Origin of the sequence: Acinetobacter sp. R933-2, from assembly GCF_030325485.1 — a bacterium.
GTDB lineage: Bacteria > Pseudomonadota > Gammaproteobacteria > Pseudomonadales > Moraxellaceae > Acinetobacter > Acinetobacter sichuanensis.
In genome coordinates this window covers 53,899-80,349 of the sequence record NZ_JACAIJ010000003.1, presented here as the reverse complement: position 1 = coordinate 80,349, position 26,451 = coordinate 53,899, and the positions used below count along the sequence as shown (strand labels likewise).

General features: G+C 36.7%; 21 protein-coding genes. 16 read left to right on the top strand and 5 right to left on the bottom strand.

Translation table 11 applies throughout. The features are described from left to right. Nucleotides 1–53 precede the first annotated feature (53 nt). From HX005_RS04485 to pstB, 9 genes are all read left to right on the top strand, one after another. Nucleotides 54–1,220 carry an ATP phosphoribosyltransferase regulatory subunit gene (locus tag HX005_RS04485; RefSeq protein WP_286376443.1) on the top strand — a complete coding sequence of 389 codons (1,167 nt, stop codon included), beginning with the start codon at nt 54–56 and terminating at the stop codon, nt 1,218–1,220. 72 nt (nt 1,221–1,292) lie between these two features. After that, nucleotides 1,293–2,612, top strand: coding sequence for an adenylosuccinate synthase (locus HX005_RS04480; protein WP_286376442.1), 1,320 nt, complete (start codon nt 1,293–1,295; stop codon nt 2,610–2,612). Nucleotides 2,613–3,100: 488 nt separating this feature from the next. Further along, nucleotides 3,101–3,892 (top strand): M48 family metallopeptidase, encoded by a 792-nt coding sequence (locus tag HX005_RS04475; protein ID WP_286376441.1) that lies wholly within the window; start codon nt 3,101–3,103, stop codon nt 3,890–3,892. Nucleotides 3,893–4,041: 149 nt separating this feature from the next. Next, the gene (locus HX005_RS04470) at nt 4,042–4,347 is read left to right on the top strand and encodes a hypothetical protein (RefSeq protein WP_286376440.1); all 306 of its coding nucleotides are present in this window, start codon (nt 4,042–4,044) and stop codon (nt 4,345–4,347) included. A gap of 110 nt (nt 4,348–4,457) precedes the next feature. Continuing rightward, nucleotides 4,458–5,234 (top strand): M48 family metallopeptidase, encoded by a 777-nt coding sequence (locus HX005_RS04465; protein WP_107006589.1) that lies wholly within the window; start codon nt 4,458–4,460, stop codon nt 5,232–5,234. A 478-nt stretch (nt 5,235–5,712) separates the two neighbouring features. Next, entirely contained in the window at nt 5,713–6,738 is a 1,026-nt protein-coding gene (locus tag HX005_RS04460) for a PstS family phosphate ABC transporter substrate-binding protein (protein WP_107006590.1), read from the top strand. A 102-nt stretch (nt 6,739–6,840) separates the two neighbouring features. Then, the gene (gene pstC / locus HX005_RS04455; RefSeq protein ID WP_286376439.1) at nt 6,841–8,220 is read left to right on the top strand and encodes a phosphate ABC transporter permease subunit PstC; all 1,380 of its coding nucleotides are present in this window, start codon (nt 6,841–6,843) and stop codon (nt 8,218–8,220) included. Further along, nucleotides 8,217–9,611, top strand: coding sequence for a phosphate ABC transporter permease PstA (pstA, locus tag HX005_RS04450; protein WP_107006592.1), 1,395 nt, complete (start codon nt 8,217–8,219; stop codon nt 9,609–9,611). Before pstC ends, pstA begins: the two co-directional genes overlap by 4 nt. 13 nt (nt 9,612–9,624) lie before the next feature. After that, complete coding sequence (gene pstB, locus HX005_RS04445; RefSeq protein ID WP_107006593.1) at nt 9,625–10,539, top strand: phosphate ABC transporter ATP-binding protein PstB; 915 nt, start codon at nt 9,625–9,627, stop codon at nt 10,537–10,539. An 89-nt stretch (nt 10,540–10,628) separates the two neighbouring features. Here pstB and HX005_RS04440 read toward each other — a convergent pair whose 3' ends face one another. Then, nucleotides 10,629–13,244 carry a Lon protease family protein gene (locus HX005_RS04440; RefSeq protein WP_286376438.1) on the bottom strand — a complete coding sequence of 872 codons (2,616 nt, stop codon included), beginning with the start codon at nt 13,242–13,244 and terminating at the stop codon, nt 10,629–10,631. 183 nt (nt 13,245–13,427) lie between these two features. Here HX005_RS04440 and HX005_RS04435 point away from each other — a divergent pair, with 183 nt between their 5' ends. From HX005_RS04435 to rpmE, 4 genes are all read left to right on the top strand, one after another. Beyond that, nucleotides 13,428–15,596: an AmpG family muropeptide MFS transporter gene (locus tag HX005_RS04435; protein WP_286376437.1), complete on the top strand. Its 2,169-nt coding sequence runs from the start codon at nt 13,428–13,430 to the stop codon at nt 15,594–15,596. A 229-nt stretch (nt 15,597–15,825) separates the two neighbouring features. After that, nucleotides 15,826–16,227, top strand: a complete 402-nt coding sequence (gene gloA, locus HX005_RS04430; protein WP_286376436.1) for a lactoylglutathione lyase — start codon at nt 15,826–15,828, stop codon at nt 16,225–16,227. Between the two features lie 192 nt (nt 16,228–16,419). Next, the gene (locus tag HX005_RS04425) at nt 16,420–17,427 is read left to right on the top strand and encodes a bile acid:sodium symporter family protein (protein WP_286376435.1); all 1,008 of its coding nucleotides are present in this window, start codon (nt 16,420–16,422) and stop codon (nt 17,425–17,427) included. Nucleotides 17,428–17,643: 216 nt separating this feature from the next. Then, complete coding sequence (gene rpmE / locus HX005_RS04420) at nt 17,644–17,868, top strand: 50S ribosomal protein L31 (RefSeq protein ID WP_005015004.1); 225 nt, start codon at nt 17,644–17,646, stop codon at nt 17,866–17,868. 130 nt (nt 17,869–17,998) lie between these two features. On the opposite strand, the gene HX005_RS04415 is transcribed toward rpmE, so the two are convergent. The 3 genes from HX005_RS04415 to epmB are packed head-to-tail and all read right to left on the bottom strand — an operon-like array spanning nt 17,999 to nt 22,998. Beyond that, nucleotides 17,999–20,221, bottom strand: a complete 2,223-nt coding sequence (locus tag HX005_RS04415) for an EAL domain-containing protein (protein ID WP_286376434.1) — start codon at nt 20,219–20,221, stop codon at nt 17,999–18,001. After that, nucleotides 20,203–21,957, bottom strand: a complete 1,755-nt coding sequence (locus HX005_RS04410; RefSeq protein ID WP_286376433.1) for a cyclic-di-GMP receptor FimW-related protein — start codon at nt 21,955–21,957, stop codon at nt 20,203–20,205. The genes HX005_RS04415 and HX005_RS04410 overlap by 19 nt, the downstream gene beginning before the upstream one ends. A gap of 27 nt (nt 21,958–21,984) precedes the next feature. After that, nucleotides 21,985–22,998: an EF-P beta-lysylation protein EpmB gene (gene epmB, locus HX005_RS04405; protein ID WP_286376432.1), complete on the bottom strand. Its 1,014-nt coding sequence runs from the start codon at nt 22,996–22,998 to the stop codon at nt 21,985–21,987. Between the two features lie 351 nt (nt 22,999–23,349). On the opposite strand from epmB, the gene efp reads away from it, so the two are divergent. Beyond that, nucleotides 23,350–23,919 carry an elongation factor P gene (gene efp / locus HX005_RS04400; RefSeq protein ID WP_107006601.1) on the top strand — a complete coding sequence of 190 codons (570 nt, stop codon included), beginning with the start codon at nt 23,350–23,352 and terminating at the stop codon, nt 23,917–23,919. Nucleotides 23,920–23,990: 71 nt separating this feature from the next. Here efp and hpaA read toward each other — a convergent pair whose 3' ends face one another. Then, nucleotides 23,991–24,878, bottom strand: coding sequence for a 4-hydroxyphenylacetate catabolism regulatory protein HpaA (gene hpaA, locus HX005_RS04395; RefSeq protein ID WP_286376431.1), 888 nt, complete (start codon nt 24,876–24,878; stop codon nt 23,991–23,993). Between the two features lie 148 nt (nt 24,879–25,026). On the opposite strand from hpaA, the gene HX005_RS04390 reads away from it, so the two are divergent. Together HX005_RS04390 and HX005_RS04385 are read left to right on the top strand one after the other, a co-directional pair. Next, entirely contained in the window at nt 25,027–25,686 is a 660-nt protein-coding gene (locus tag HX005_RS04390) for a fumarylacetoacetate hydrolase family protein (RefSeq protein ID WP_107006603.1), read from the top strand. Nucleotides 25,687–25,689: 3 nt separating this feature from the next. Next, complete coding sequence (locus HX005_RS04385) at nt 25,690–26,451, top strand: fumarylacetoacetate hydrolase family protein (RefSeq protein ID WP_107006604.1); 762 nt, start codon at nt 25,690–25,692, stop codon at nt 26,449–26,451.

Genomic DNA, 26,451 nt, shown 5'->3' with positions numbered 1-26,451 from the left:
CCCGATTTTTTTATGCGGATTACTTCCGCGCTGACAGGATTTAGGTTTACAACATGCCCATTTCAGAGACATGGTTATTACCTGATGGTGTAGCTGATGTATTACCAGAGCAAGCGCAAGTAATTGAAACTTTGCGCCGTAACGCTTTAGATTTCCTCGCTTCTCGAGGTTATCAGTTGGTGTACACGCCGTTTATCGAATACATCGAATCTCTTTCTTCTCTTTCAGAATCGAATCAAGATTTAGACTTAGCCACTTTCAAAGTAATTGATCAGTTAACAGGTCGTTTACTAGGTGTGCGTGCCGATATGACACCACAAGTGGCTCGTATTGATGCGCATGTACATCCAGTTGAAGGCGTTGCTCGTTACTGCTATGCAGGAACAGTACTTCATACTAAACCACGTGGGTTTAATACCACTCGCGCACCTTTACAGTTAGGTGCAGAATTATTTGGTTCAGACAGTATAGATGCAGATGTTGAAATGATCGACGTCATGCTCAGTTTGATTGAAAATGCTGGTTTGGTTGAAGGTGTCCATCTCGATTTAGGGCATGTCGGTTTATTTAGAAGTTTAGTTAAACATGCTGGATTAACCAAAGATATTGAACGTCATCTTTCAGATTTATATCAACGTAAAGCTTTGCCAGAGCTTGCTGAATTTACGCAAAATTTAAAATTCGGTGCAGATTTTTATGCATTAGGTCGTTATGCAAGTGATATTCAAGCACTAAAAACGAATTTAAGTGCTGAAATTTTAGTTGATGAAGCATTTAAACAAGCATTTGATGTCTTAACGACGACTCAAGCTGAGATTCAAGCGCGTTGGTCAAATTTACATATTGGTATTGATGTCGTTGAATTACGTTCATACCATTATCATACAGGTTTGATGTATGCAGTTTATGCACCAAATCGTGCAGCGCCACTGGCTCAAGGTGGTCGCTATGATGGTATTGGTGAGCATTTTGGTCGTGCACGTCCAGCAACAGGTTTCTCTTGTGACCTTTATGCACTCAGTGCAGGTCAATTTAAACAAATAGAAAAAGTTGTAGCACCAAAAGGTACAAATCAAACGTTATTGGCGGCAATTACGACAGCACGCCAACAAGGTTTAAGTGTAATACAGTTATTGGGTAATGATGATTTAAGCTCAGTTCCAAATGCAACTCATCAAATGATTGAAGTTGCAGGTGAGTGGAAAATCGAAAAAATTTAATGACTAGACACCAGTGTTCATGTCGTTGGTGTGTGGTTTTCAATTTTAACAGCATGATGTAATGAGGCTATTATGGGCAAGAATGTTGTGGTACTTGGTACCCAATGGGGCGACGAAGGTAAAGGTAAAATCGTTGACCTGCTCACAGATCAGGCGGCTGCGGTTGTTCGTTATCAAGGTGGACATAACGCAGGTCATACGCTCGTCGTAGGTGGTAAGAAAACAGTTCTTCACCTCATTCCATCTGGTATTTTACGTGAAAACGTACTGTGCTTAATTGGGAATGGTGTTGTACTTTCTCCTGAAGCGTTAATTAAAGAAATGGATATCCTTGAAAAAGAAGGTGTTCCAGTTCGTGAGCGTTTACGTATTTCTCCAAACTGTCCTTTGATTCTTCCGCATCACATTGCGTTAGACCAAGCACGTGAGAAAAAACGTGGTAATGCAAAAATTGGTACGACAGGTCGTGGTATCGGTCCTGCGTATGAAGATAAAGTTGCTCGTCGTGCGATCCGTGTTGCGGATTTAGTACGTGGTGGTGAACATCTTAAAGCACAACTTGAAGAATTACTTGAGTACCATAACTTCCAGTTAACTCAATTCTTTGGTGTTGAAGCGGTTAAAGTTGAAGACGTACTTGCACTTTGTGACCAATGGCGTGAAGTTGTTGCTCCGTTAGTGATTGATGTAACGACTGAATTACATAACTACCGTAAAAATGGTCAAAACGTGATGTTTGAAGGCGCACAAGGCTCACTTCTTGACGTTGACCACGGTACATATCCGTATGTTACTTCATCAAATACCACTGCGGGTGGCGTAAGCTCTGGTTCTGGTTTAGGTCCTTTGCACCTTGATTATGTTTTAGGGATTACTAAAGCATATACAACACGTGTAGGCGCAGGTCCTTTCCCAACTGAATTGGTGTATGACGCTGCCAATGATGTGGGTGATGCGATTGGTAAACACCTTGGTACAATCGGTGCTGAGTTTGGTGCTTCTACAGGTCGTCAACGTCGTTGTGGTTGGTTTGATGCTGAAATCTTACGTCGTTCAGTTGATGTAAACTCACTTTCAGGTATTTGCTTAACTAAACTTGATGTTTTAGACGGTTTAGAAGAAGTTAAAATCTGTGTAGGTTATGAAGCTGCTGATTCTGGCTGTGTAGGTTCTTCTGATGCACTTGCATTTGAAGTATTAAAACCGATCTATGAAACGATGCCAGGTTGGACTGAGTCTACATTTGGTGCTAAATCATTGGATCAATTGCCACAAGCTGCGATTAACTATATCAAACGTATTGAGCAACTGATTGAATGCCCAATTGATATCGTTTCGACTGGTCCAGATCGTGATGAAACAATTGTATTACGTCATCCATTTGATGCTTAAGCGATTGTAAATAAAAAAGCTCCTTCGGGAGCTTTTTTTAGCACTTCAAATAATTAACTGATGTTACGCATTTGATTCAAATTACATCGCTAAAAATAGAAAAATCTAAATTACGCGAGGGAGTCCTATATCCAAAGTTTAAATTTAGGGATTAGCCTTCGGCTCGACCTACTTTTCTTTCGGGAAAAGTAGGCAAAACCATTGTCATCCGCAGAACTCGTTTACTAGCGTCAAAAGATTGAATGTTTCGCAGAAACTTTATCTATAAGGAGGAGTCCTGCCTCAAACAATTGCGGATGACGTTTCCGCGTATCAACATTTTTCTAGATTCAAAGTATAATTCTACTGCGTAACATTAGTAATTAATAAAAATAAATTGTTCTTTTTTTTGATTTTTTCTTATATTTGTAAGATAATCTACATTCATAAATTAACCAATGTTTATATTGGTTTAAAAATCAATAATGATTTAAGATGTGGAAAATATAATGACTAATAAAAAATTAATATTGGGTTTGGGTCTTGCAGTAACATTATCAGGATGCACAACAATTGCAGATTTGACTGGAAATGATTCAGCAACACTGAATTTTAATGCAGCACAAGACTACCAACTTCTGATTGAAGATGCGAAAGCTCAGCGAGCATTAGATACAACGTCTTCAACATATAAACGTATTAATACTATTTTTCTAAAAATGAAACCATTTGCAGATCAAGCCAACAAAACAGGTCAACAATTTGATTGGAAACTAAGTGTATTACATTCTGATGAATTAAATGCTTTTGTTATGCCAGGCGGAAAAGTGGTATTTTTTTCAGGCATTGTCAATACTTTAAAGCTTACAGATGCAGAAATTGCCGCAATTATGGGGCATGAAATGACGCATGCTTTAGAAGAGCACTCTAAGCGATCTGCGGGTGCGACAGCACTTACGGATATGGCTGTTAAAATTGGCAAAGGCTATGCAGAAGAAAAGTTTGGTTCATTGGGTAGTCAAGCGCTTGATATTGGTAGTAAATATGGTGTTGGTTTACCATATTCTCGTAGCTTAGAGTCAGCAGCTGACCGTGGCGGATTAATGTTAATGGCTCAAGCAGGCTATAATCCTGAAGCAGCAGTGACTGTTTGGCAAAAAATGAATAAAATTGACAGTTCTGGAAATAGTGCTGTACAGAAATTTACTTCAACACATCCATCAAATGATGATCGTATTAAAGAGCTAAATAAGAATATGCTTGAAGCAAAACAAGTTTATTTGGCTGCAACTAAAAAATAATTTTAAAGAATTTTAAAATAGCTCGATAATGCGCGTCGTTATCGAGTTTTTTTATTTGTTATTGCAGACTAAAGTCATGCAAAGTTCTGCTTCTCAATCATTATGTGGTTGTTAGAATGTTGTTAGAAGTTTATTAAACGATTATTGTCATGCAGAAAAATATTTCCAATACTATTTTTTATTCCTCGCTATTTGCAATAGGTGGCGCACCTACATTGGCAATGCTGATTATCCAAGCACAAACCAATAATCCTGAAATTATTCAAAATGCTTTATTGGGCTTAAGTATTTCTTTGGCATGTATTCTAATTCCAATTATTTTGATTCAGAACAGTATTATTTTCTTTAATCGTAATAAAGCAGGGCTGAATGAAAAAATAAAGTCACTGAGCAGTTTTTATTTGATTTTAGATGCATTATGTTTGTTATATTGGTTAGCCATTCAATTTTTATAAAAATGGAAAATTACATAAATACTATGATTATGAAGAAATTTTATATACTCACTCCGTCGTAATTTAAATATAATTGTAGATATAACTTGAGATTATTGGAACATACGATAATGAATAATAAACTTATGATGGGTATTTGTGCAGCAGGCTTAATAACGCTTTCTGGTTGTACAACTATGGCAGATATGGCTGGCGCGGATAGTGCCACGCTTAATGTTGCAGCGACACAAGGTTTTAATAAAACAGTGCAAGAAGCACGTAGTAATAAAACATTAGATACTTCATCTTCAACTTATAGTCGTATTAACTCTGTATTTATACGTTTAAAACCGTATGCAGATCAGATGAACCAAACAGGTCAAAAGTTTGATTGGCAGTTGGCTGTATTAAAGTCTGATCAGGTCAATGCTTACGTTGCTCCTGGTGGTAAAGTGGTATTTTATACAGGTATTGTCAATAAGCTCGGTTTAACTGATGCTGAAATTGCCGCAGTGATGGGGCATGAAATGGTGCATGCTTTAGAAGAACATGCAAAAAATAAAATTGGTGCTCAAGCATTGACAGATTTAGCTTTACAAATTGGTTTAAGTGCAGCAGGTGATCGTGTAGGGCAGCTTGGTACAGCAGCGGCACAATTAGGTTCACAAGTGGGTGTGGGCTTACCTTATTCACGTAGCTTGGAAAGTCGTGCTGACCAAGGCGGTTTAATGCTTATGGCAAAAGCGGGCTATAACCCACAAGCTGCAATTTCTCTTTGGGAGAAAATGAATAAACTTGAAGGTGCTGGTGGTGCATCATTCTTGTCGACTCACCCATCCAATTCACAACGTATTGCTGCAATGCGTGAAAATTTACCTGCCGCACAAGCAATTTATAATAAACGTTAAGTTTGATTATATCTTCTATAAAACCGAGATTTTTAAATCTCGGTTTTTTATTTATATAGATTTAAATGGGTCATAAATACTTTTATATCTCAGTTAAAAATAATGGTTAAATCATATTTGTTGGTAAATTATTGAGATGAGATTTGATTCAGTTGTTTTAATCTGTGTATTTTTAAATAATAAATTTTTGCGAAATTGTGTTTGCTTATAATAAAAAAATTTACATCAGTATGACAGTCTCATGAATTATTACAATTAATGTAGAGAAAGTTGAAAAAATAAATATTTAGAAAAATGTGATTACATATTGAAAATTAAAGAAATTTAAATAAATCAAAAACAAGTCTTTAATTATCATAAAAGCGTCATAAAGCTGTAACTTATTTGTCATATTTTAAAATCAAAATGCAGGTATCCAAAAAGGTACTCCATGATGGAAGTGAAGTACTCAACTTGCAATTTATAAAGAGAGAAAAGAATGCGCTTAAACCATATCGCAATTGCTTTAGTTGTTTCAGGGGCAACGGTGGCAACAGCAGCTAATGCAGCTCGTGACACAATCCAAATCGCTGGTTCTTCAACTGTACTTCCATATGCGAGTGTTGTTGCTGAAGAATTTGGTAATACATTTCCGCAATTTAAAGCACCTGTTGTTGGTTCTGGTGGTAGCTCAGCGGGCTTAAAACAATTCTGTTCGGGTGTGGGCGATAATACAATTGATATCGCAAATGCTTCACGTAAAATTAAAGATACTGAAATTGCAGCATGTAAAAAAGCAGGCGTAAACCAAATTTTAGAAATAAAAATCGGTTATGATGGCATTGTATTTGCTTCAAACTCAAATAAAGCAGCATATAAATTGCGTCCACAACATGTATTTGCAGCCTTAGCGGCTGAATTACCATCAAATGGTAAAATGGTTCCAAACCCATATACACGTTGGAGTCAAATTGATAAAACACTTCCAGATGAACCAATTACTTTAGTCATTCCAGCATCAAATCACGGTACACGTGAAGTTTTCCAAGAGAAAATGGTCGATGCAGGTTGTGAAACTTATGATGCAATCAAGAAGTTAGACAAAGATGCGATCAAAAAAGTATGTTCTAATTTCCGTAAAGATGGCAAAGTGATTGAAATTTCAGGTGACTACACTGAAACATTGGCACGTTTGAAAACATCTCCAAGTGCGGTAGGTGTGTTTGGTTTAGGTTTCTATGATCAAAATCGTGACAAATTACGCGTTGCAACTGTAAATAACGTTGCACCTTCTGAACAAACGATTTTAAATGGCGCTTATCCTGTTTCTCGTCCATTATTCTTTTATGTGAAAGGCGAACATTTGAAATCAATCAAAGGTTTACCACAATTTACTGAGTTCTTCTTAAGTAAAAAAGTATCTGGTAAAGGATCTAAACTTGAACGTGCTGGCTTAATTCCAATGTCTGATACTGAGCGTGCAAAAGTTCTAGCTGCATTTAAAGCAGGTCAAGGCGTTAAATAATTTTCAAAAAATAAGAGGCTAATGGTGGGAGACTGCCATTAGCATTTTTTGCTTAAGCAGTGTTTTTTCAAGCGAAATCATTGGAAAAACTGTGGAGAATGCATGAATCTGCTACTTATTGGTGTGTTATTGGCTCTTGTAGCAATTGCGTATCAAATCGGATTGAGTAAAAGTCGAAATATAGCGGGTAAGGGGAAAAACTCAGCAACCTTACATTCACGCCCAGGCTATTATGGGGCATTGGTTGCCTTGTGGTGTGGTATACCTGCTTTTTTGATTTTGATTGTATGGAATCTGGTTGAACCTAACTTATTAAAACAAATAATTTTAAATCATATACCTGCATCAGTTGTAGCATCTTCAGATCATGCCAGTATTCAAGTTCTTGTTGAGCGTGTGAAAGCCATTGCATCTGGTTTTGGGGTAAGTGATACGCCAGCAGCTTATGAAGTAGCTGCTGCCGCAGAATTAAAGAAAGTACAAACAATAGGTGCTTTCGCCAAATTTGCTGTTGTCATTTGTGTTGCACTCTTGGGATTAGTTTGGGCAAAAAAACGTGTTGAAAAACAATATCGAGCACGTAACAAAGTTGAGAAAGCGATTAATGTTAGTTTAGCATTGTGTTCAGGTGTTGCAATCTTAACGACCGTTGGCATCGTGATGTCAATGTTCAGTGAAGCTATGCGCTTTTTCCAGTTTGTAAGTCCTCTTGACTTTTTCTTAGGTACTGAATGGAATCCTGGTTTTAGTACCTCGGGGAGTGCTGAAGGAAGTTATGGTTTATTACCATTACTTTGGGGCACACTGATGGTTAGTATAGTGGCTTTATTGGTTGCTGTACCTGTAGGCTTAATGATTGCAATTTATCTTGCTGAATATGCTTCACCACGTTTGCGTTCATGGGCAAAACCTGCAATTGAGATTTTGGCGGGTATTCCAACAATTGTATATGGTGTATTTGCCTTAATGATCATTGGTCCATTTTTTAAAATGGCAGGTGATGCAATTGGACTTAATATCAATGCAACAAGTGCTTTAACCGCAGGTTTTGTCATGGGTATTATGATTATCCCATTTGTATCATCCCTTTCAGATGACATTATCACTCAAGTACCACGTGCTTTGCGTGATGGTTCTTTAGGTTTGGGCGCAACGAAGTCAGAAACCATTCGTCGTGTAGTGATGCCAGCGGCATTACCAGGGATTATTGGTGCATTTTTACTTGCTGCATCTCGTGCTATTGGTGAAACCATGATCGTGGTTTTAGCGGCAGGAAATAGCCCATTGTTACATGTCAATCCATTAGAAGCAGTGTCTACAGTGACTGTAACTATTGTCAATCAATTAACAGGTGATACAGACTTTGCAAGTCCACAAGCGTTGGTTGCATTTGCCTTAGGTCTAACACTGTTTGTCATTACACTGGGTCTAAATATTGTTGCACTTTATATTGTGCGTAAATACCGTGAGCAATACGAATGAGTACATCAAATACATCTCCAGTGGATCAAAATGTATTTGATCCTCGTGCAGCAGCAGAGCTACGTGAAAAACGTAAAGCAAAAATTGCGAAATCTTTGGCTTCACGTCATCGTACAGAAAAAGCATTTCGTTTCTTTGGTTTAACCTCAGTCATTATTGGTCTGGCTTTTGTTGCTTTGCTTTTTGGCAGTATTTTAGCAAAAGGTTTACCCGCATTTTGGCAAGCGAGTATTAATGTTCCTGTATATTTTGATCCTAAAGTGATTGATGCGGGACCACAACCTACTCAAGCCGCAAATGAAGCGCCTGCTCATTTTCAAGAACGCTATGTTGAATGGCAAACAAAAATGGGTATGGTGGATTGGGATGCATTACTTGTAAATGGTATGATTACAAAAGACCCTAAATTGGCGGAACATCGTGATGATCTAGGAAGTATTTATACTAGTTCTGAAGCATATCGTTTGCGTGATATGGTCTTTAAAGATCCAGCATTGATTGGGCAAAAGCGTGATGTCAAAATTTTGGCTGATGCCAACGTGGATGTATGGCTTGCGGGTAATATTGATCGAAATCTTCCTGATGACCAACAGCAGCTTAGTCCCGAAGTACGTAAGCTAGCAGATTCGATGAGTGCATCTGGCGTTATTGATCGTACGTTTAATATGCAGTTATTTACAAATCCAGACTCACGTAGTTCTCCTGCAACTGCAGGTCTTGCTGGTGCATTCATGGGTTCATTGTTCATGATGCTGATCGTCATTTTTATCTCGATTCCGATTGGGGTAGCAAGTGCGATTTATTTAGAAGAATTTGCTAAACAAAACTGGCTAACTGACATTATTGAAGTCAATATTAACAACTTGGCAGCCGTACCTTCTATTGTGTTTGGTTTGCTTGGTGCTTCAATTTTTGTTGGTTGGATGCATATGCCAATCTCAGCGCCATTGGTTGGTGGTTTAGTGCTAAGTTTAATGACTTTACCAACAGTTATTATTACGACACGTGCATCGTTGAAAGCTGTGCCACCTTCTATTCGTCAAGCAGCTTTAGGTTTGGGTGCTTCACGTATACAAACAATTTTCCATCATGTCTTACCTTTGGCTTTACCGGGTATTTTAACAGGTGCAATTATTGGTGTTGCACAGGCATTAGGTGAAACGGCACCTTTATTGTTGATTGGTATGAGTGCCTTTGTTGCAAATATTCCTGCGACGCCTTTAGATCAGTCAACAGCTTTACCTGTTCAAGTATTTTTATGGCAAGGCAATGAATTACGTAACTTCTTTGAAGGACGTACCGCAGCAGCCATTATTGTATTGCTTGGTTTGATGATTTTACTCAATAGCTTCGCAATTTGGTTACGTAAAAAGTTTGAAGTACGTTGGTAATCAAGGACAAAATATGAGTACTCTAGATATTAAAAATTCCTTAAAAAAGGATCAGACAGTGAATCAAGATCACACACAATTTACGACTCAAGATACTGAACATAAACGTCCAGCGACTTCATTTGTTTCTCAATTTGAGTCAAATACTGCACCTAAGAAAGACCAAGCAACAACAGTCAAAATCAGTGCGCAAGATGCACATGTATATTATGGTGACTTTGAAGCGATCAAAGGTATTGATTTGCAGATTTATGAAAATGAAGTCATCGCATTTATTGGTCCGTCAGGTTGTGGTAAATCAACATTTTTACGTACTTTAAATCGTATGAATGACACCATTGATGGTTGTCGTGTGACAGGTAAAGTTACGCTAGATAATCAAGATATTTATGATCCTAATTTAGACGTTGTTTTGCTACGCGCTCAAGTGGGTATGGTTTTCCAAAAACCAAATCCATTTCCAAAGTCAATTTTTGATAATGTTGCTTATGGTCCAAAACTACATGGTTTGGCACGTGATAAATATGACATGGAAGAAATTGTAGAAAACAGTTTACGTAAAGCGGGTTTATGGGAAGAGGTGAAGGATCGTCTGAACCAGCCAGGAACAGGTTTATCAGGTGGTCAACAACAACGTTTGTGTATTGCACGTACGATTGCTGTGAGCCCTGAAGTCATTTTGATGGATGAACCATGTTCTGCACTTGACCCAATTGCGACTGCAAAAGTTGAGGAGTTAATTTCTGAACTGTCAGCACAATATACGATCGCAATTGTTACGCACTCAATGCAACAAGCAGCGCGTGTATCTGACCGTACTGCTTATTTCCATTTAGGTGATTTGATTGAAGTGAATTCAACAGAAAAAGTATTTACTCAGCCTGACCATCAACTTACTGAAGCTTATATTACAGGTCGTTTTGGTTAATTTACTGATTTAAATATTTTGTTAATGATCTAATCAATAAAAAAGCCTCTGATAAATTCAGAGGCTTTTTTGATGGGGAAATGTTGGGTTTAGGTATTTTTATGCGTTAAAGCAGCATCTGTTTCATTACTGTCAACTTCATCTTTAACAGCTTTCTTCTTGGCATCTTTAGCTTTTTTCTTCTTTTTCTTTGGTTTTTCCTCGATTTCTATACCATCTTCAAGGGCTTGCCAATATTCAAGTTGTGCCATGACTGCGGCATAAATCGAATTTTTACTATAACGCCCTTTTTTATCTAAAGTTCCAACAGGGCGCGCCATCAGGATTTCAAGTGCTTGGTCAATGGTATCAATGGCATGAATATGGAACTGACCTGTTTCAACAGATTCAATTACATCTTGGCGTAACATCAAATGTTGCATATTTTGACGAGGAATAATCACACCTTGTTTGCCTGTAAAACCTTGTAATTTACACGCATCAAAGAAGCCTTCGATTTTGGCATTGACACCACCAATGGGTTGAACTTGTCCTAACTGATTCATAGAGCCTGTAATTGCCCATGATTGATCGATAGGGATTTGACTGATCGCTGAGATTAATGCGGAAAGTTCAGCAACAGTGGCACTATCACCATCAACTTGCCCATAACTTTGCTCAAAGGCAAGCGCAGCAGAGAAGTGTAGAATCTGTTCACGCCCAAAGTGTGCTTTTAAGAAGCTCGACATCAGCAAAACGCCTTTAGCATGTAAAGAGCCACCGAGTTCGACACTACGCTCAATATCAAGGATATCACCACCACCTTGATAGACGGAAGCGGTCAAACGAGAAGGTAGACCAAATTCTACATCAGCATATTGAATCACTGAGAGTGCATTAATTTGACCTAAACGATGACCTTTGGTTTCAATCAGTTGTGTGCCACGAGACAAATCTTGCCAGTACAGCTCTCGTAAATAGCCTAAGCGATATTGACGGTGTTTGAGTGCTGTATTGATATGGTGTGAGGTGACAAGTTTTTGTTCCATCTGTGCAGCATGATGGTGTGATTCACGAATTAAGTCACCTAAAGTTAAAGCATGTAATGACAATGAACTTTGGTCTTCAGCTTGACGACTCGAATCCGTTAATAACGCAGCAAGAGCAGAGCGGTCAAATGGCAAAAGTTTATCTTGTTGCACATAGTCTGCAATCAACTGCATATAAGCTTGTTCGTTGTCATCATTGCGTTGTAAGGTATCGGTAAAATCAGCACGGATTTTAAAAACACTGCCAAGCTCTGGTTCAAGCTCTAATATTTCATAATAAACTTCAGGCTCAGCCAATAAAACCACTTTAATATCTAGCGGAATTGGCGCAGGCTCAATAGAAATACTGCCTGTTAAAGTCAGCATATGTTCTAAAGACGAGAGCTTGAGTTGCCCAGATTTTAAAGCGCGTTTTAGACCTTGCCATGCATAAGGCTGTTCTAAAAGATGCTCCGCCTCTAAAATTAAAAAACCACCATTGGCTTGATGCAATGCTCCTGGACGAATCAAAGTGAAATCTGTCGTGATGGTGCCATTTTGAGTGAGTTGCTCAACATGTCCTAATAGATTGTAATGCGTTGGAAAATCATCAAAGATCACAGGCGCGCCAGAATTTAACTTATGACTGACAACAACATTGGCTTGATAACGTGAAGGCACATGATTAAATAAAGCAGGTGAAAATTCATCACCTTCTTGATCTAAAATGGTTTCGACATTGTCAATAATATCGGCTGCATAGAGTTTGAGATATTGTTCTAAGCCTTCAATTGCTTCAAATTTATTGCGAATTAATTCTATACGTGGAATGACAACTTGTTTGGCAATATCACGATTAAGTTCAGAAACTTGATCACGCGCATCATCCTCAAGGTCGCCCAACTGTAAGCCAAGACGGTCAAGTTTTTTATCCATGTAACGGATATTGGCAGAGATTTCTGCACGCTGTTTGCTATCAAGTGCATTTAAATCGTCTTGAGATAATTCTAAAACTTGATTGTCTACCACATGAATAGGAACAAAAATATGTTCATCATTATGATTAATCAGTTTTAAGTCGAGTTTTTCACCTTCTTTGGTGAGTTCGCCCAAAGCAAGTTGTTGTTCATTACCTGTGATTTGACGAATATTTTCAATGCGATTGTGATAGGTTTCAGCACTAAAACGACGTTCTAATTGTTTTAAAATCGTTTTCCATGTTTGATGCAATAAAGCTTGAAATTTTGCACCTTGACTGGCAGGAAAGCATAGGGCGATCGGCTGTCGTGCATGTTTGAAGTTGTTGACATACACCCAGTCGTCAGGTGTAGACATGGTTTTAGCATGTTGTTGCAGTAAACGCTTAATCATGGTCTTCTTGCCAAGACCTGCTGTGCCGACTGCAAAAATATTATAGCCTGAGTAAGGCAGGGCAATACCTGCTTCAACCGAAGCCTTAGCGCGATCTTGACCCAAAAAGTTATTTAACGGTTTGATTCTTTTGGTTGAGGATGGAATCGTAGCGTAATTTGGAATATGGGTCAGTTGTTCTGGTTTTAGTGCAGTTTGTGTCAAAGTATTCTTGATGTCCGTTTGATCAAAAGCTGAAGGTAATGTGTTTTCGATTTGTTGTAATGTGGTTGGCGTTGCTGGAGTTGAAACAGTCGTTGAGCTTAATTGATCGTGTCTTTGGGTCACAGGTGAAATCCAAAACTAAATGTGAAATTGAAAGTTTAAAGGTATACAGGAATGGTACTAAAGATCAAGCGTCAAAAACGGAAATATCTGTAAAAGCTGTGCTCTGTTGCATAAAAATGATTGAAACTCGAAGCATTAAGCGGTTGAATAGCACTATTTCATTTTTCAGAAAATAATAACGCAATGTCATCGTCAAGTTCTGAGCAAACATCGGCACAACATCAAGGATGGATCGCTGCTTTTAAAGCATTTTTAGATCGTCGTGCCCTCATCATGTTATTTTTAGGTTTTTCAGCAGGAATTCCTATTTTATTGATTTTCTCGAGTCTATCTCTATGGTTAGGTGAAGCAGGAATCGATAAAAGTGCAGTCACATTTTTTAGTTGGGCTGCATTAGGTTATTCATTCAAATTTGTTTGGGCACCTTTGATTGATGAAATTCCACTCCCATTACTAACCAAAAAACTAGGTCGAAGACGTGCTTGGTTGTTGGTTGCACAAGTGCTTATTATCTGTGCGATTTGTATCATGGCAATGACGAATCCTGCCAATGGACAGTCCGCACTTTATCAAATGGCAATTGGTGCTGTGTTACTCGGCTTTTCAGCCGCAACACAAGATATTGTCATAGATGCTTATCGTATTGAGCTTGCTGAAACAGAAATGCAGACCATTTTGGCATCCACTTATAATGCAGGTTATCGAATCGGCATGATTATTGCGGGCGCAGGTGCATTATTCTTGGCTGCAAAACTTGGTACAGCCAAAGGTAATTATATTTATGAGGCTTGGAGATATACGTATTTAGCAATGGCAGCAGTCATGTGCGTTGGCGTTATGACAACACTATGTATTCGCGAGCCACAGGTTAACCGTGTAGATAAGCATTATAAAAATACAGATTATTATCGCTTGGTTGCGGTATTTTTCGTTGCTGTGATCACTTTTATTGGTTGCTATTATTTTTCTGATGATTTGGTGCAACATTTACAAACTGAATGGAAAATTAATGATAATTTTCTTAAGTTTTTAATGGAAACATTGCGCTTTTTAGGTTCAGGCGCAGCAGCCATTGGCGTAGCAATTATGCTGATCCGCGCAGGTCTTGTAAATTCACAGATGGCGTATGAAACTTGGGTCAATCCAATCGCAGATTTCTTTAGACGCTATGGGGTGAAACTTGCATTAGTTTTACTATTACTTATTGGTTTTTATCGAATTTCTGACATTATTGCTGGGGTGATTTCTAATGTATATTACCAAGATTTAAACTTTAGCAAAGAACAAATTGCCGAGGCTGTTAAAGTTTATGGTGTTATTTTTAGTTTAGTCGGTGGTTTTTTAGGTGGTTTACTGGCACAACGTATGAATATCATGAAATTGATGTTTGTTGGTGCGGTATTAGCAAGTTCAACAAACTTGATTTTTATTGGTTTAGTCAACTCAGGCAAGCCGATGGATCAAGTTACAGTACAGGTTGGGCAGCAACAGTTTACAGCTACACCTGATGAAGTGGGTTATTGGAAAGTTCAAGTTCCTAATCAAGTTTTGGCAAGTAGTCAAAATGTGAGTATTTCGACGCAATATCAAGACAAATCTGAACAACGACAAGTACAACTTCCTTATTTAAAAGATACTGGCACAGCGCAAATTCAACTCCTACCGCTGACCAGTGACAACCAATTATCTACTGCTGAATTAAAGCAAAATATTGTGGTGAAAGGGCAGTTACTTGGAGTGAATATAAGTGACTTAAACGCTGAGCAGCCGATTACGTTAAAGTTGGATACTAAAGAATATCCTGCAAAAATAGATAAAGATGGCTTCTTTATAGGCTCGATTGATGCTCAAGACTTACAAGCTTCTACATCAAAAAATGTCAGTGCAGTGGTTAATTTTAATCAAAATCATCAGCATTTAGTTGCACAACAAAACTATCAATTGGTGAATAGCACATCGACGTTAGATATTGATATTCAACCTTTAAAACCAATTGTTGTTGGTCATAACAACGCTGTTGAAATTAAAGGTAAAGTGATTGAAAAATATAGTTCAAATTGGCTATATTTCGCCATTATTGTTGATAATTTAGCATCAGGTTTGGCAGGTGCAGCTTTTATTGCATTTTTATCAAGTCTCACCAGTGTTTCATTTACAGCCGTACAGTATGCGATCTTTAGTTCTTTAATGACATTAACACCAAAAATTTTAGGTGGTTATTCAGGTACAATAGTTACCAATATTGGTTATCCAAAATTTTTCTTAATGACAACTTTAATTGGTATCCCGATTTTGATACTTGTTGTTTGGGTCGGAAAATTGTTAAGAGATCACCAGAAATCACAAGGATAGAAAAAAAGTAATTTATGTAATATCATGAATACGTTGTGAGGTTTAAATGCCGATTCGATCTACAAGATTGAGTCGGTTTTTTATTTTTATTGGTTTAGAGCAAAGTAAAATGATACTGAAAATTAAACATTCATCATTATTTTTATATTTCATTTGAAGCAATAAATTGAAATGTGAATGCGCATTGCCTATATTGAGAGATTAGTATTTGTTAATTAGGAAATCTATCATGCGCATGCTACATACCATGTTACGTGTAGGCAATTTAGAACAATCTTTGGCGTTCTATACTGAAGTACTCGGTATGACTTTACTTCGCAAACGTGACTATGAAGAAGGTCGTTTTACCTTAGCTTTTGTTGGTTATGGCGATGAAGAAAACAATACTGTTTTAGAGTTAACGCATAACTGGGATACATCAAGTTATGATTTGGGCAATGCTTATGGTCATATCGCTATTGGTGTTGAAGATGCATATAAAGCCTGTGAAGAGATTAAAGCACGTGGTGGAAATGTTGTGCGTGACGCTGGTCCGATGAAGGGCGGTGTAACTGTGATTGCATTTGTAGAAGATCCTGATGGTTATAAAGTTGAACTTATTCAACAAGATCAAGATGCACGTAATAATTAATAGCGTAAAATTGCGATACAATTTATATAAAACATATTATATAAAGCTTAAGTGTCGAAATTAAATACTGAACATTTTGCTCAAAAAGTAGCTATATTCAAGAAGCTCAGTAAGATAAAAGTTTACCTTTAGGTAAATTCATCTCACTGGGCTTTTTAGCTTTTCTTTCATTCAAAAGACAGGATGTTTAAGATGAATATTTTAAAAATACTCGCTTTAGATCGTTTCACAATTCTATTGATTGTGATGGTCATCTTGGCAACTTTTTTACCTGTACATGGTATTGCTGCGGACATTTTTGGGAAAATAACCACTATTGCAATTGCCATTTTATTTTTTTTACATGGTGCAAAACTCTCAAGAGAAGCGATTATCGAAGGAGTATTACATTGGAAATTACACGCAGTTGTTTTTGCATTCACTTTTGCCGTATTTCCAATCATAGGTTTGTTGGCTAAACCAGTTTTATTACCATTACTTGGGCAAGAGCTGTATTGGGGCTTTTTGTTTATGTGTTTCTTGCCGTCAACTGTCCAATCTTCAATAGCATTTACATCAGTTGCACGAGGGAATGTCGCGGCTGCGGTCTGTAGTGCTTCATTTTCAAACTTGATCGGGATGTTTATTACACCTGTAATGGTGAGCTTATTTATCTTTGGTCAATCTAAACATGATTATGACCCAACCTCATCAATTATTGAAATTACTTTATTGCTTTTAGTGCCATTTATCGCGGGGCAGTTGTTACGTCCTTATGTATTTCCATTGATGCAAAAAGTTCCGAGTATTGTCAGAACTTTTGATCAGGGCACAATTCTGATGGTGGTCTATGGCGCATTTAGTGGTGCAGTTGTTGCAGGATTATGGCATCAGGTGAGTTGGACGACACTGACATATTTAACATTGGCTTGTTCGGTTTTTTTAACCATCATCATGCTTTTGGCTTTATATATTCCCAAGTGGCTTGGTTTTAATAAAGCAGATCAAATCTCAATTTTTTTCTGTGGTTCGAAAAAAACTTTGGCAAGTGGTGTTCCAATGGCGCAAATTCTATTTATTGGACAGCCGATCGGAATGATTGTTTTACCGATCATGATCTTCCATCAAATCCAATTGATGGTCTGTGGTGTAATTGCGAACTATTGGTCTAAACAACACGATGAAAATAGTCAAACTCAAGAAAATTCTGTACTCGATTAGTCGCATTATTGAGAAAAACTCGATATAATGTTGCCCACTTGTTGTGCTTAGCTCTGACACTTATAGTCTCGGTGGGCTCAAAAGAAATGGTCTGTTATGGTGTTAGCCTGCTAAATTTATTTTAAAATTTGCTTTCCTTAAATAGTGTTTACACTCTGTTTAAGAGTGGCTAATTGCGATGACAGCAAAACCTTTCTTAACTTAGGAGAATCGACCATGCGCGCCGATATTCACCCAAAATACGAAAAATTAGTTGCAACTTGTTCATGTGGTAACGTAATCGAAACACGTTCTGCTTTAGGTAAAGAAACTCTTTATCTTGACGTATGTTCAGCTTGTCACCCATTCTATACTGGTAAACAAAAGAATGTGGACACTGGCGGTCGTATCGACAAGTTCAAACAACGTTTTGCTGGTATGTCACGTTCTATCAAACGTTAATACGACAAAACATAAAAAACGAGCTTTGGCTCGTTTTTTTGTGTCTATATTTTGCTTTGTGATGATCTTTTGCTTTGAGATTCAAAGAGCTTATTGCTAAGCTCCTGATGTATTTTAGTCAGATCAGATTTTATTGATCTTGAACATCTGTGAGTTGGTCAAGTTTCTTTTGGAAATAGTCGCCTTGTAAGAAACGTGCTTCAACATTCCACGCATTGGCAAAGCTATTCATGTCATCTAGTTGGGTAAGCAGAAACTCTACAGGTTTAATTTCTTGATATTTATCAATCATTTCCTGTAAGGCTTGAGTTGTATTTTCTTTGTTGAGCATCAATGTATATTTTTCATCTAAGGTTAGATGCGTGATATCACTTTGTTGCAAAATAATTTCACTGGAAATACTTGAGCCAAAGCGACGTACTGCGATATCTGCGCCATGTTCACGTAAGATCGCAATATTTTTTTGTGCTTCAACGATATTTTTCGCAAGATCTTCTTCATCAAACTGCAAAATAATTGGGTGCATGGCACGACTTCCAACAATAGTGATTAATTTTGAAACAAGTTCAGGGAATTGTTTATCATGGAATAAAACATGACGATTTAAATTCACAATGATCTTTGCTTCAGGATATTGATGAATAAAGTTATGTAATTGTTTACAAGCTTCTACCAAAATCCAGCGATCTAATTTAATAGAAAGTTCAATGTCTTCATCAAGTTCAATGAGATTGCTAATTTTTTTCCATTGATTTTCATAAATAAAACCACTGGTCACTTGGTAAGTGTATAAGTTAGTATCTTGTTTATCATAAAGTTGTTGATATTTAATACGAATTTCACCTTTTTCCAAACTATTTGCAATTTGGCGAAGCATAGGTGAGGACTGGTGTGAAACGTCTTGTTTTATCACATTTTCTGGTTTCGACACAGGTGTAATCGTCGGTACATCAACGCTTGCTGTTTCAATCGTTTCAATGATAACTGGTGCAGATTCTTGGGAAATAGGCGCCTCTACAATCGGTGTAAGTTCAATTTTGGTCGATTCTAATGAAGCACTCATCTGTAAATCTGATTCAGATGGTTGTACTGATAAACGTGAGTTATAGGCTTGGGTCAGTAACTCAGAAAAATTATTTTCATGAAAATCATGCGCAATAATAGGAGCAACCCCAATTTTGAGATGGAAGTTATAGGCTTGAAAATTAATTTCTTGCAATTGTGGTTTTTGTAGTACATGCAAATTAGAAATTCTAGATTCTAATAATGAATCAGAACCTGCTTGTAATAAGATTCCATATACGCCAGGGTAAATATTGAAAATCGTTTGGTTGGTTTGTTCTTTAAGAAAGTTTTGAATACCTTCAAAATATTTATTTGCGTCTTGCCACGAAAGATCAAAAATAGAGTCAGGACAATCTGCAAGACTAAAAATAACCAACGCATTTGCTTTTGCAGGCTGATTGATTAATGCGCGGTTGATTTGTGGAAATAAGTTCGAGATAGAGCTAGAGTTATTCTGCTGAGGTTGAGTATTTGTACTCTGCTGCGCGCCACCAACTTCAATTGTAAGGCTAAGAGAGTCTTCATCTAAACCTGGTAGAAACTCAATTTTTAAAGGGTTTTGAGTTTTGGCATTTTGATTTTGAGTGCTTAAATCAAAACGAGCATAGTCAAATTGACCTTGGGTTATTTTTTTGAAACGATTTTTGAAATCATTTAAATTTTCAGGCTGTAAAATATCTAAAATTGGTAAGCCGATCAGTTCTTCTTCATTTTTTAGACCAAATAACTCAAGATATTCAGGATTTGCTTGAGTATGAATACCTTCTTCGATCACAGCACATGCTTTATGCTGTTCTTCTACAAGAGATTGTGCTTGAGTTTTAGCATTTTCTAAATCTTGTAATAAATGTTGTTTTGATTGTAGCGCACGGCTATAAGACAATGCCCGAACTAGACTGATATAACAATGTTCTGGTTCTTGCAAATCAATGATGTCATAAATGCCTTTATGAATAAAATATTCATATTGTTCAGGTTTATATTCCGTAGGACGTAATAAAATCACGGGAATATTTACTTGTTCAGACGCTTGAATTAAGGTAACCGCCTGTTCCATTTTTAAATCATAAGCACGTCCAAAAATGATTAAATCCCAAGACGTATTAAGTTGTTTTTCGAAGCTTTTCAAATCATCTAATAGTAAACCTTGTGCGAGATGATCTTTACTCTGAAACATCTCCATCAGCATATTATAACGAATTTGATTATCATCAATAATCAGTACTCGTGTTTCGGAGAGTTTTAACTTCTTAGATAATAATAAATTTCTCACTTCAAAGTGTCCCATAAGTCATGATTATTTAAATCATTTAATTGTTGTTGGATAAATTCATCGATAATCATTTGTTCTTCATCGTTGAGCAATTCAAAATCAAACTGAACAAAACTTTGAGAAATAAACAGTGACTTCAATAAATAAATTTTGATTTCTTGATTTTTAAAACGTAAATACAAAGCTTGTTGTTCTTTGAAATGTGCTAAGTTAGGGAGAACTAAAGACAATCTATTTTGCTCTTCTTGTTCAGTTTGAACCAATAAACAAGGCTGATAATTATAACTTGAAACTTCAGAAGGCACTTTGATGGCACATGGATAAATATCTGGCGATAAAATCTCAATCCCGACCTCATAGCTTTTATTTACACTTTGTTTAATCCAACGTACAACAGCGCATTTCCATTTATTTTGTTGACTTTCACTGACCAAAATCAGTTCGCCTGTACGCAAATTTTTAGGTGCTTCACCTGACCAAGCAATACGATAACCATTAATACTAATATCGAGTACTTCGGTTTGATAAATTTGCTTAACTTCACGGTCAATTTGCTTAATTTTTTGTGTCTGTGCAGCATCATAATTGTGATTTGCAATACTGGTTTGTACATTCGCTTCAGACCTAAAGCCAAAATTTTGATTGATTAATAATGTTTCATCAAAGGTTTTCGCATTAGATAAATAAAAATGTGCTGTTTGTAAAGTAAAGCAAATTTGTAACTGCGCAGAATATTCATAACGTTCATGTTGACGCTCAGAATGCGTTCCTAAAACGTTTTGTACATGAAATTTTAGTGCAGATGAAAGAAAATCTTTTTCATTTTTAGAAATATAAGTGGATTCATTTTGAATCGTATCATTGATATGTTCAAGCAATTGTTGGGTTGAAACAAAGACATTTGCTTTAAAATCTTCATGATGTTTACGGTTGTAAATAGGAGGATGATCTTTTGTCGTATCTACAATATATCTTGAAAGAGAGCTTTCTCTTGGTAAAATTTGTGTGAGCCTTGCCCAGTCTAGACTACATTGATAAAGGGCTTGAATCTCATTAGGGCGAATTTGATGAGTATTAAAAATATCTAATAGCAAGACTTGAGCATAAGCTTGCTGAATATTTTGTACAGGAAAATGTGTTCCTTGTAATTGATTGATATTAATTAATAATTCGTTATTTTTTGCAGCGAGTTCATAAATATTATGAATCGTTTGCCACTGATTTGATAAAGCAGGGCTGTAAAGCATTTGCTGCTGCGTAAGGAGTAAACCGAGTTGTTGTAACGCATAATAGCTAGATAAAATACGAGCAGTTTTAAAGCTACGATTTTGTGCAAATTTTAAAATGGCATATTTTTGTTGATTGAGTTGTAAGGAACTTCGGTGTGTAATATCGACATAAATTTTTGCAAAATAGGCACGCATAAAAGTCGTGAGCTCAATAATATGCTCATTACGATCAGAATGAGAAAGCCCTTGATCTAAAAAGTATTTTTCTAAACCAATTAACACATTTTCAATGCTAGGATGCAAAACTTGTAGCAAATCAAAACGTAATGTTTCGGTGCAATCTAATTCTGCAATTTCATACATTGCATTTAATAACGCTTCTGAACTGTCGCCTAGCTTCATAATAGATAAGTCTGACACCCATTGGTGTAGTGCTTCTACTGATGCTTTTGAAAAGCTCAACTGTTCACGGTTTAAGACCGTTGAAGCGTGGAAAATATCAGAGATTTCCTTATTTATCATACTTATATTGAACTCATTTTAAAAAATCTAAAAACTTGAAGCCCCAAATAGCGGTGTTTTATTTTTCTCTCCCGCAATCTCTCTGACTAATTTAGGAACTAAATAACCGGGTAAGCTAGCGAGTAGTTCTCTATAAATGTCATCAATTTCATTTGTATGTAAATCAAAATGATGTGCACCTTTTACTTTATCTAACACATGTAAATAATAAGGTAATACCCCAGCTTCAAACAAGCGTTGACTGAGTTCAACCAAAACACTTGTAGAATTATTCACCCCTTTTAATAAAACAGCTTGATTCAGTACTAAAATTTGTTCTTTAACCAGCATAGAAAGCTTAGAACAGGTTAAAGCATCAAGTTCTGCTGCATGATTTGCATGCACAACTAGAATGACACGTAGCCGACTGTTTTTCAATAAGTAAACAAGTTCTTCGTCGATTCTTTCAGGAATTACGATTGGAACGCGGGAGTGAATTCTTAGAATTTTAACTTGTGCTAAAGATTCTAACCTTTCAATCCAAAGTGCAAGTTTACGATTTGATAAGGTTAGAGGATCTCCACCACTTAAAATCACTTCATTAATTTCAGGATGTTGTTCTAAATAATTTTTAATATGTAGCCAGTCATCATTTTTAGGTAAATTTTCTTGATAAGGAAAATGACGACGAAAACAATAACGACAATGTACAGCACAAGCCCCTGTTAGGGTGAGCAAAAATCTTGATTTATATTTATGTAATACGCCAGGAAGTTGGTTTGCTTGCTCTTCTCCTAAAGGGTCTGTGACAAAACCCTCGTGTTCTTCAAGCTCTAAATGATGAGGAAGCACTTGTAATAATAAAGGATCATATGCATTTCCTACTTCCATCTTTTTGACAAAAGCACGTGGCACACGCAGTTTAAACTGTTCTGAAGCGAGTAAAGCACCCGACAATAATTCAGTGGGTGAAAGCTGTAATTGCTCAAGAAGTTCTTGCGGTGAAGTGATCAAATCACTCATCTGTGATTGCCAGTTTTGCTCTTGATATAGATAAGTCATGAAAATAAAAGAATATATAGGGTGTTGGGAGAAAAAACGAACAGTAACTTGAAAAAGTTAGATCCTGTTTACAATGCAATAGATTATTCAATTATCTATTTCAGCTTGATGATTTTAACACTTAGTTGGTGAAGATGCAGGGGATAAAACTTGATAATATGCTGTATTTAGCTAATATCTGAGCGCTGCTGAAAATTTTTACATTGCTTCAAAGTACGTTGCTCATTTAGAATAGCCAAGAATGACAACATATGGCTAGCAGCCTGCTAGACAAATTCACACATAGTTTTATTCAATGCATGAATTTTCAGCATGAATAGATTCAAGATTTAAGTTTGGAGTGAGCCTTTCATGGCCTATTATTCTACAAATGATTTCAAAGCTGGCTTAAAAGTTATGCTTGATGGTAACCCATGTTCAATCATGGAAAACGAATATGTAAAACCAGGTAAAGGGCAAGCATTTAACCGCGTAAAACTACGTAACCTTAAGTCTGGCAAAGTATTAGAAAAAACTTTCAAATCTGGCGACTCTTTAGAAGCAGCAGATATTGTGGAAGTTGAAATGGAATACCTTTACAACGATGGTGAAATGTGGAATTTCATGGATCCTGTATCTTTCGAGCAAATTGCAGCAGATAAAACTGCAATGGGTGATGCTGCGAAATGGTTGAAAGACGATTCAAATGAAAAATGTACGATTATGCTATTTAATGGCGTGCCATTAACTGTAAATGCACCGAACTTTGTTGTATTAAAAGTTGTTGAAACTGATCCAGGTGTACGTGGTGATACTTCTGGTGGTGGCGGTAAACCTGCAAAATTAGAAACAGGTGCAGTAGTACGTGTTCCATTATTTGTACAGCAAGAAGAAAATGTTCGTGTAGACACTCGTACTGGTGACTATTTAGAGCGTGCATAATTGTAGTTTTACAAGATACAAAAAGGGATGATAATCATCCCTTTTTTATTTTAAATTTTAATATTTAAATTTTAATAAGATAGTAGATTTATTTGTCTAAACTTAGAAGGGCTTATACCGGCATATTTTTGAAAAAAACGACTGAAATAAGCGGGATCTTTAAAACCTAGTTGATAGCAAATCATATGGATAGAACTATCTGTGAAAATAAGCATACGTTTAGCTTCTTGCATTTGTCGGTTGTAAATTAACTTTTTAGAAGAGGTGTTGGCTAAACGGCGGCAAATTTCATTTAAACGTGTTTCTGTAATGGCTAAATGAGCTGCATATTCAGTTAATGTCCAATGGTGATCATAATGAGATTCAATTAATTCATTAAATTTACGAAAAATTGCCAGATCATGATTGTTATTATAGGTATAAGGTAAAGCAGATTCAGCCAGTCGCATGGCTTGTAAAAAAATCAGACCAATTAGGCTTTTTAAAACAAAATTTTTACCTTGTTGATTGTTTTCAAATTCATCTTTGAGTTGATGTAAATAATGTTCTAAACGATGTAAATCTTGAGAATCAGAATGATTGAACTGACCTGAATGTACACACATAGGGTAAATATGCTGAATTTTTAAGTCATTTTGTAGTCGCGAAATAATATTTTGTTGCACGGTTAAGACATGTCCTTCGCAGTCGGGATCAGTTATAAAAGAATGTGCAACAGAGGGTGGTGTTAGAAAAAAAGCAGGTGCTTGACAGATATATTTCACATCGTCTAGGAAAACTTGCACTGTACCTTTAGTGAAAAAATGTAATTGAAAAAAGCGGTCATGACGATGCGGTGGCATATTTTGACCAAAAAAGTTCGCCAGTTTCGCTTGATCTTCATAATGAATGTCTTCAGTGATAAGACCTTGATCATCAACTTGCCCCATCGGTAAATTGGGGATAAATGCGTTTTTCATACCTTCGGATCCATGAAAAGTATAATTTTTTATATCATAACGTAAAAAGTGCTTGCAATTAGTTATGATGTTAACTATAAAGTTAATATATTAACTAATTTGTGAAAAGTCTAGAAAAAATATCTAGATCCAAGGAAGAGAAAACGCGATGAATGATCTAAAAAAGATAGATACTCACGGCAATATTTTTGGTATCGCATTAAATTATAAGTGTTTATATGAAAGCTTACAGACACAATTTAATCAAAAGCCTTATGTGAAAGAGCCTGTCAAACCCGTTTTGTTTATTAAGACTCCAAATACCCGTAATCAAAGTGGTCAAGTGGTTTTTAAACAAGTGGGTGATGTTTTACAAGCAGGACCTACGGTGGGTATTGTGATTGGGAAAAGTACCAGTCGTGTACAAGAAAAAGACGCGCACGAACATATTGCAGCTTATGTCGTGGTCAATGAATTGAGTTTGCCTGAAGACAGTTATTATCGCCCAGCCATTAAAGCCAAATGTCAGGATGGCTTTTGTGTCATTGGTGAAGCTGTTGCTCGTGATCAAGTCACAGATATCAATCATTTAGAGTTACGTGTTTTGGTCAACGGTGAATTAAAACAAAAAGGCAATACTTCAAACTGGTTGCGTACACCTGAGCAGATCATTGCAGAAATTTCAGAGTATATGCCACTCAATGAAGGTGATGTGATTTTGACAGGAACTCCATTAGGACGTGTTGATTTAAATGCAAATGATGTGGTTCGTATCGAGATTGATCAATTGGGTGCGATAGAAAACACGATTCAGGAACAGGGAGTATAAATCATGAAAACTGCACGTATTCGTCATCATGGTGAAGTGGTTAATGTTGAAGTTTTAGAAGACTTAAGCGTTCAACTTGAAAATGGTGAAATTTTAAGTGAAGAATCTGTGGAATGGTTGCCTCCTGCACAAGGAACAATGTTTGCTCTTGGGTTAAATTATGCGGATCATGCGCGTGAATTGGCTTTTGAACCACCAAAAGAACCGCTTATTTTTATTAAAGCGCCAAATACATTTACGGGTCACAATAAAAATACATGGCGTCCTGACCATGTTGACTATATGCACTATGAGTGTGAATTGGTCGCTGTGATTGGTAAAACTGCAAAAAATGTTAAGCGTGAAGATGCTTTAGATTATGTTGCTGGCTATACCTTATGTAATGACTATGCGATTCGTGATTATTTAGAAAATTATTATCGTCCAAACTTACGTGTTAAAAACCGTCATTCAACCACACCTGTAGGTCCATACATTATTGATACAGCTTCAGTCCCTGAACCGAATAATTTAACCCTTCGAACTTGGGTAAATGGTGAACTGCGCCAAGAAGGTACGACGGCAGATATGATTTTTGATGTGCCATTTCTCATTGAGTACATTTCATCATTTATGACTTTACAAGCGGGCGACATGATTGCGACAGGAACACCTGAAGGGCTTTCAGATGTCGTGCCGGGTGATGAAGTGATTGTAGAAATTGAGGGTGTAGGTCAATTACGTAACTACATCGTTTCAGAAACAGAATTTTTTAAAACAGTTTAA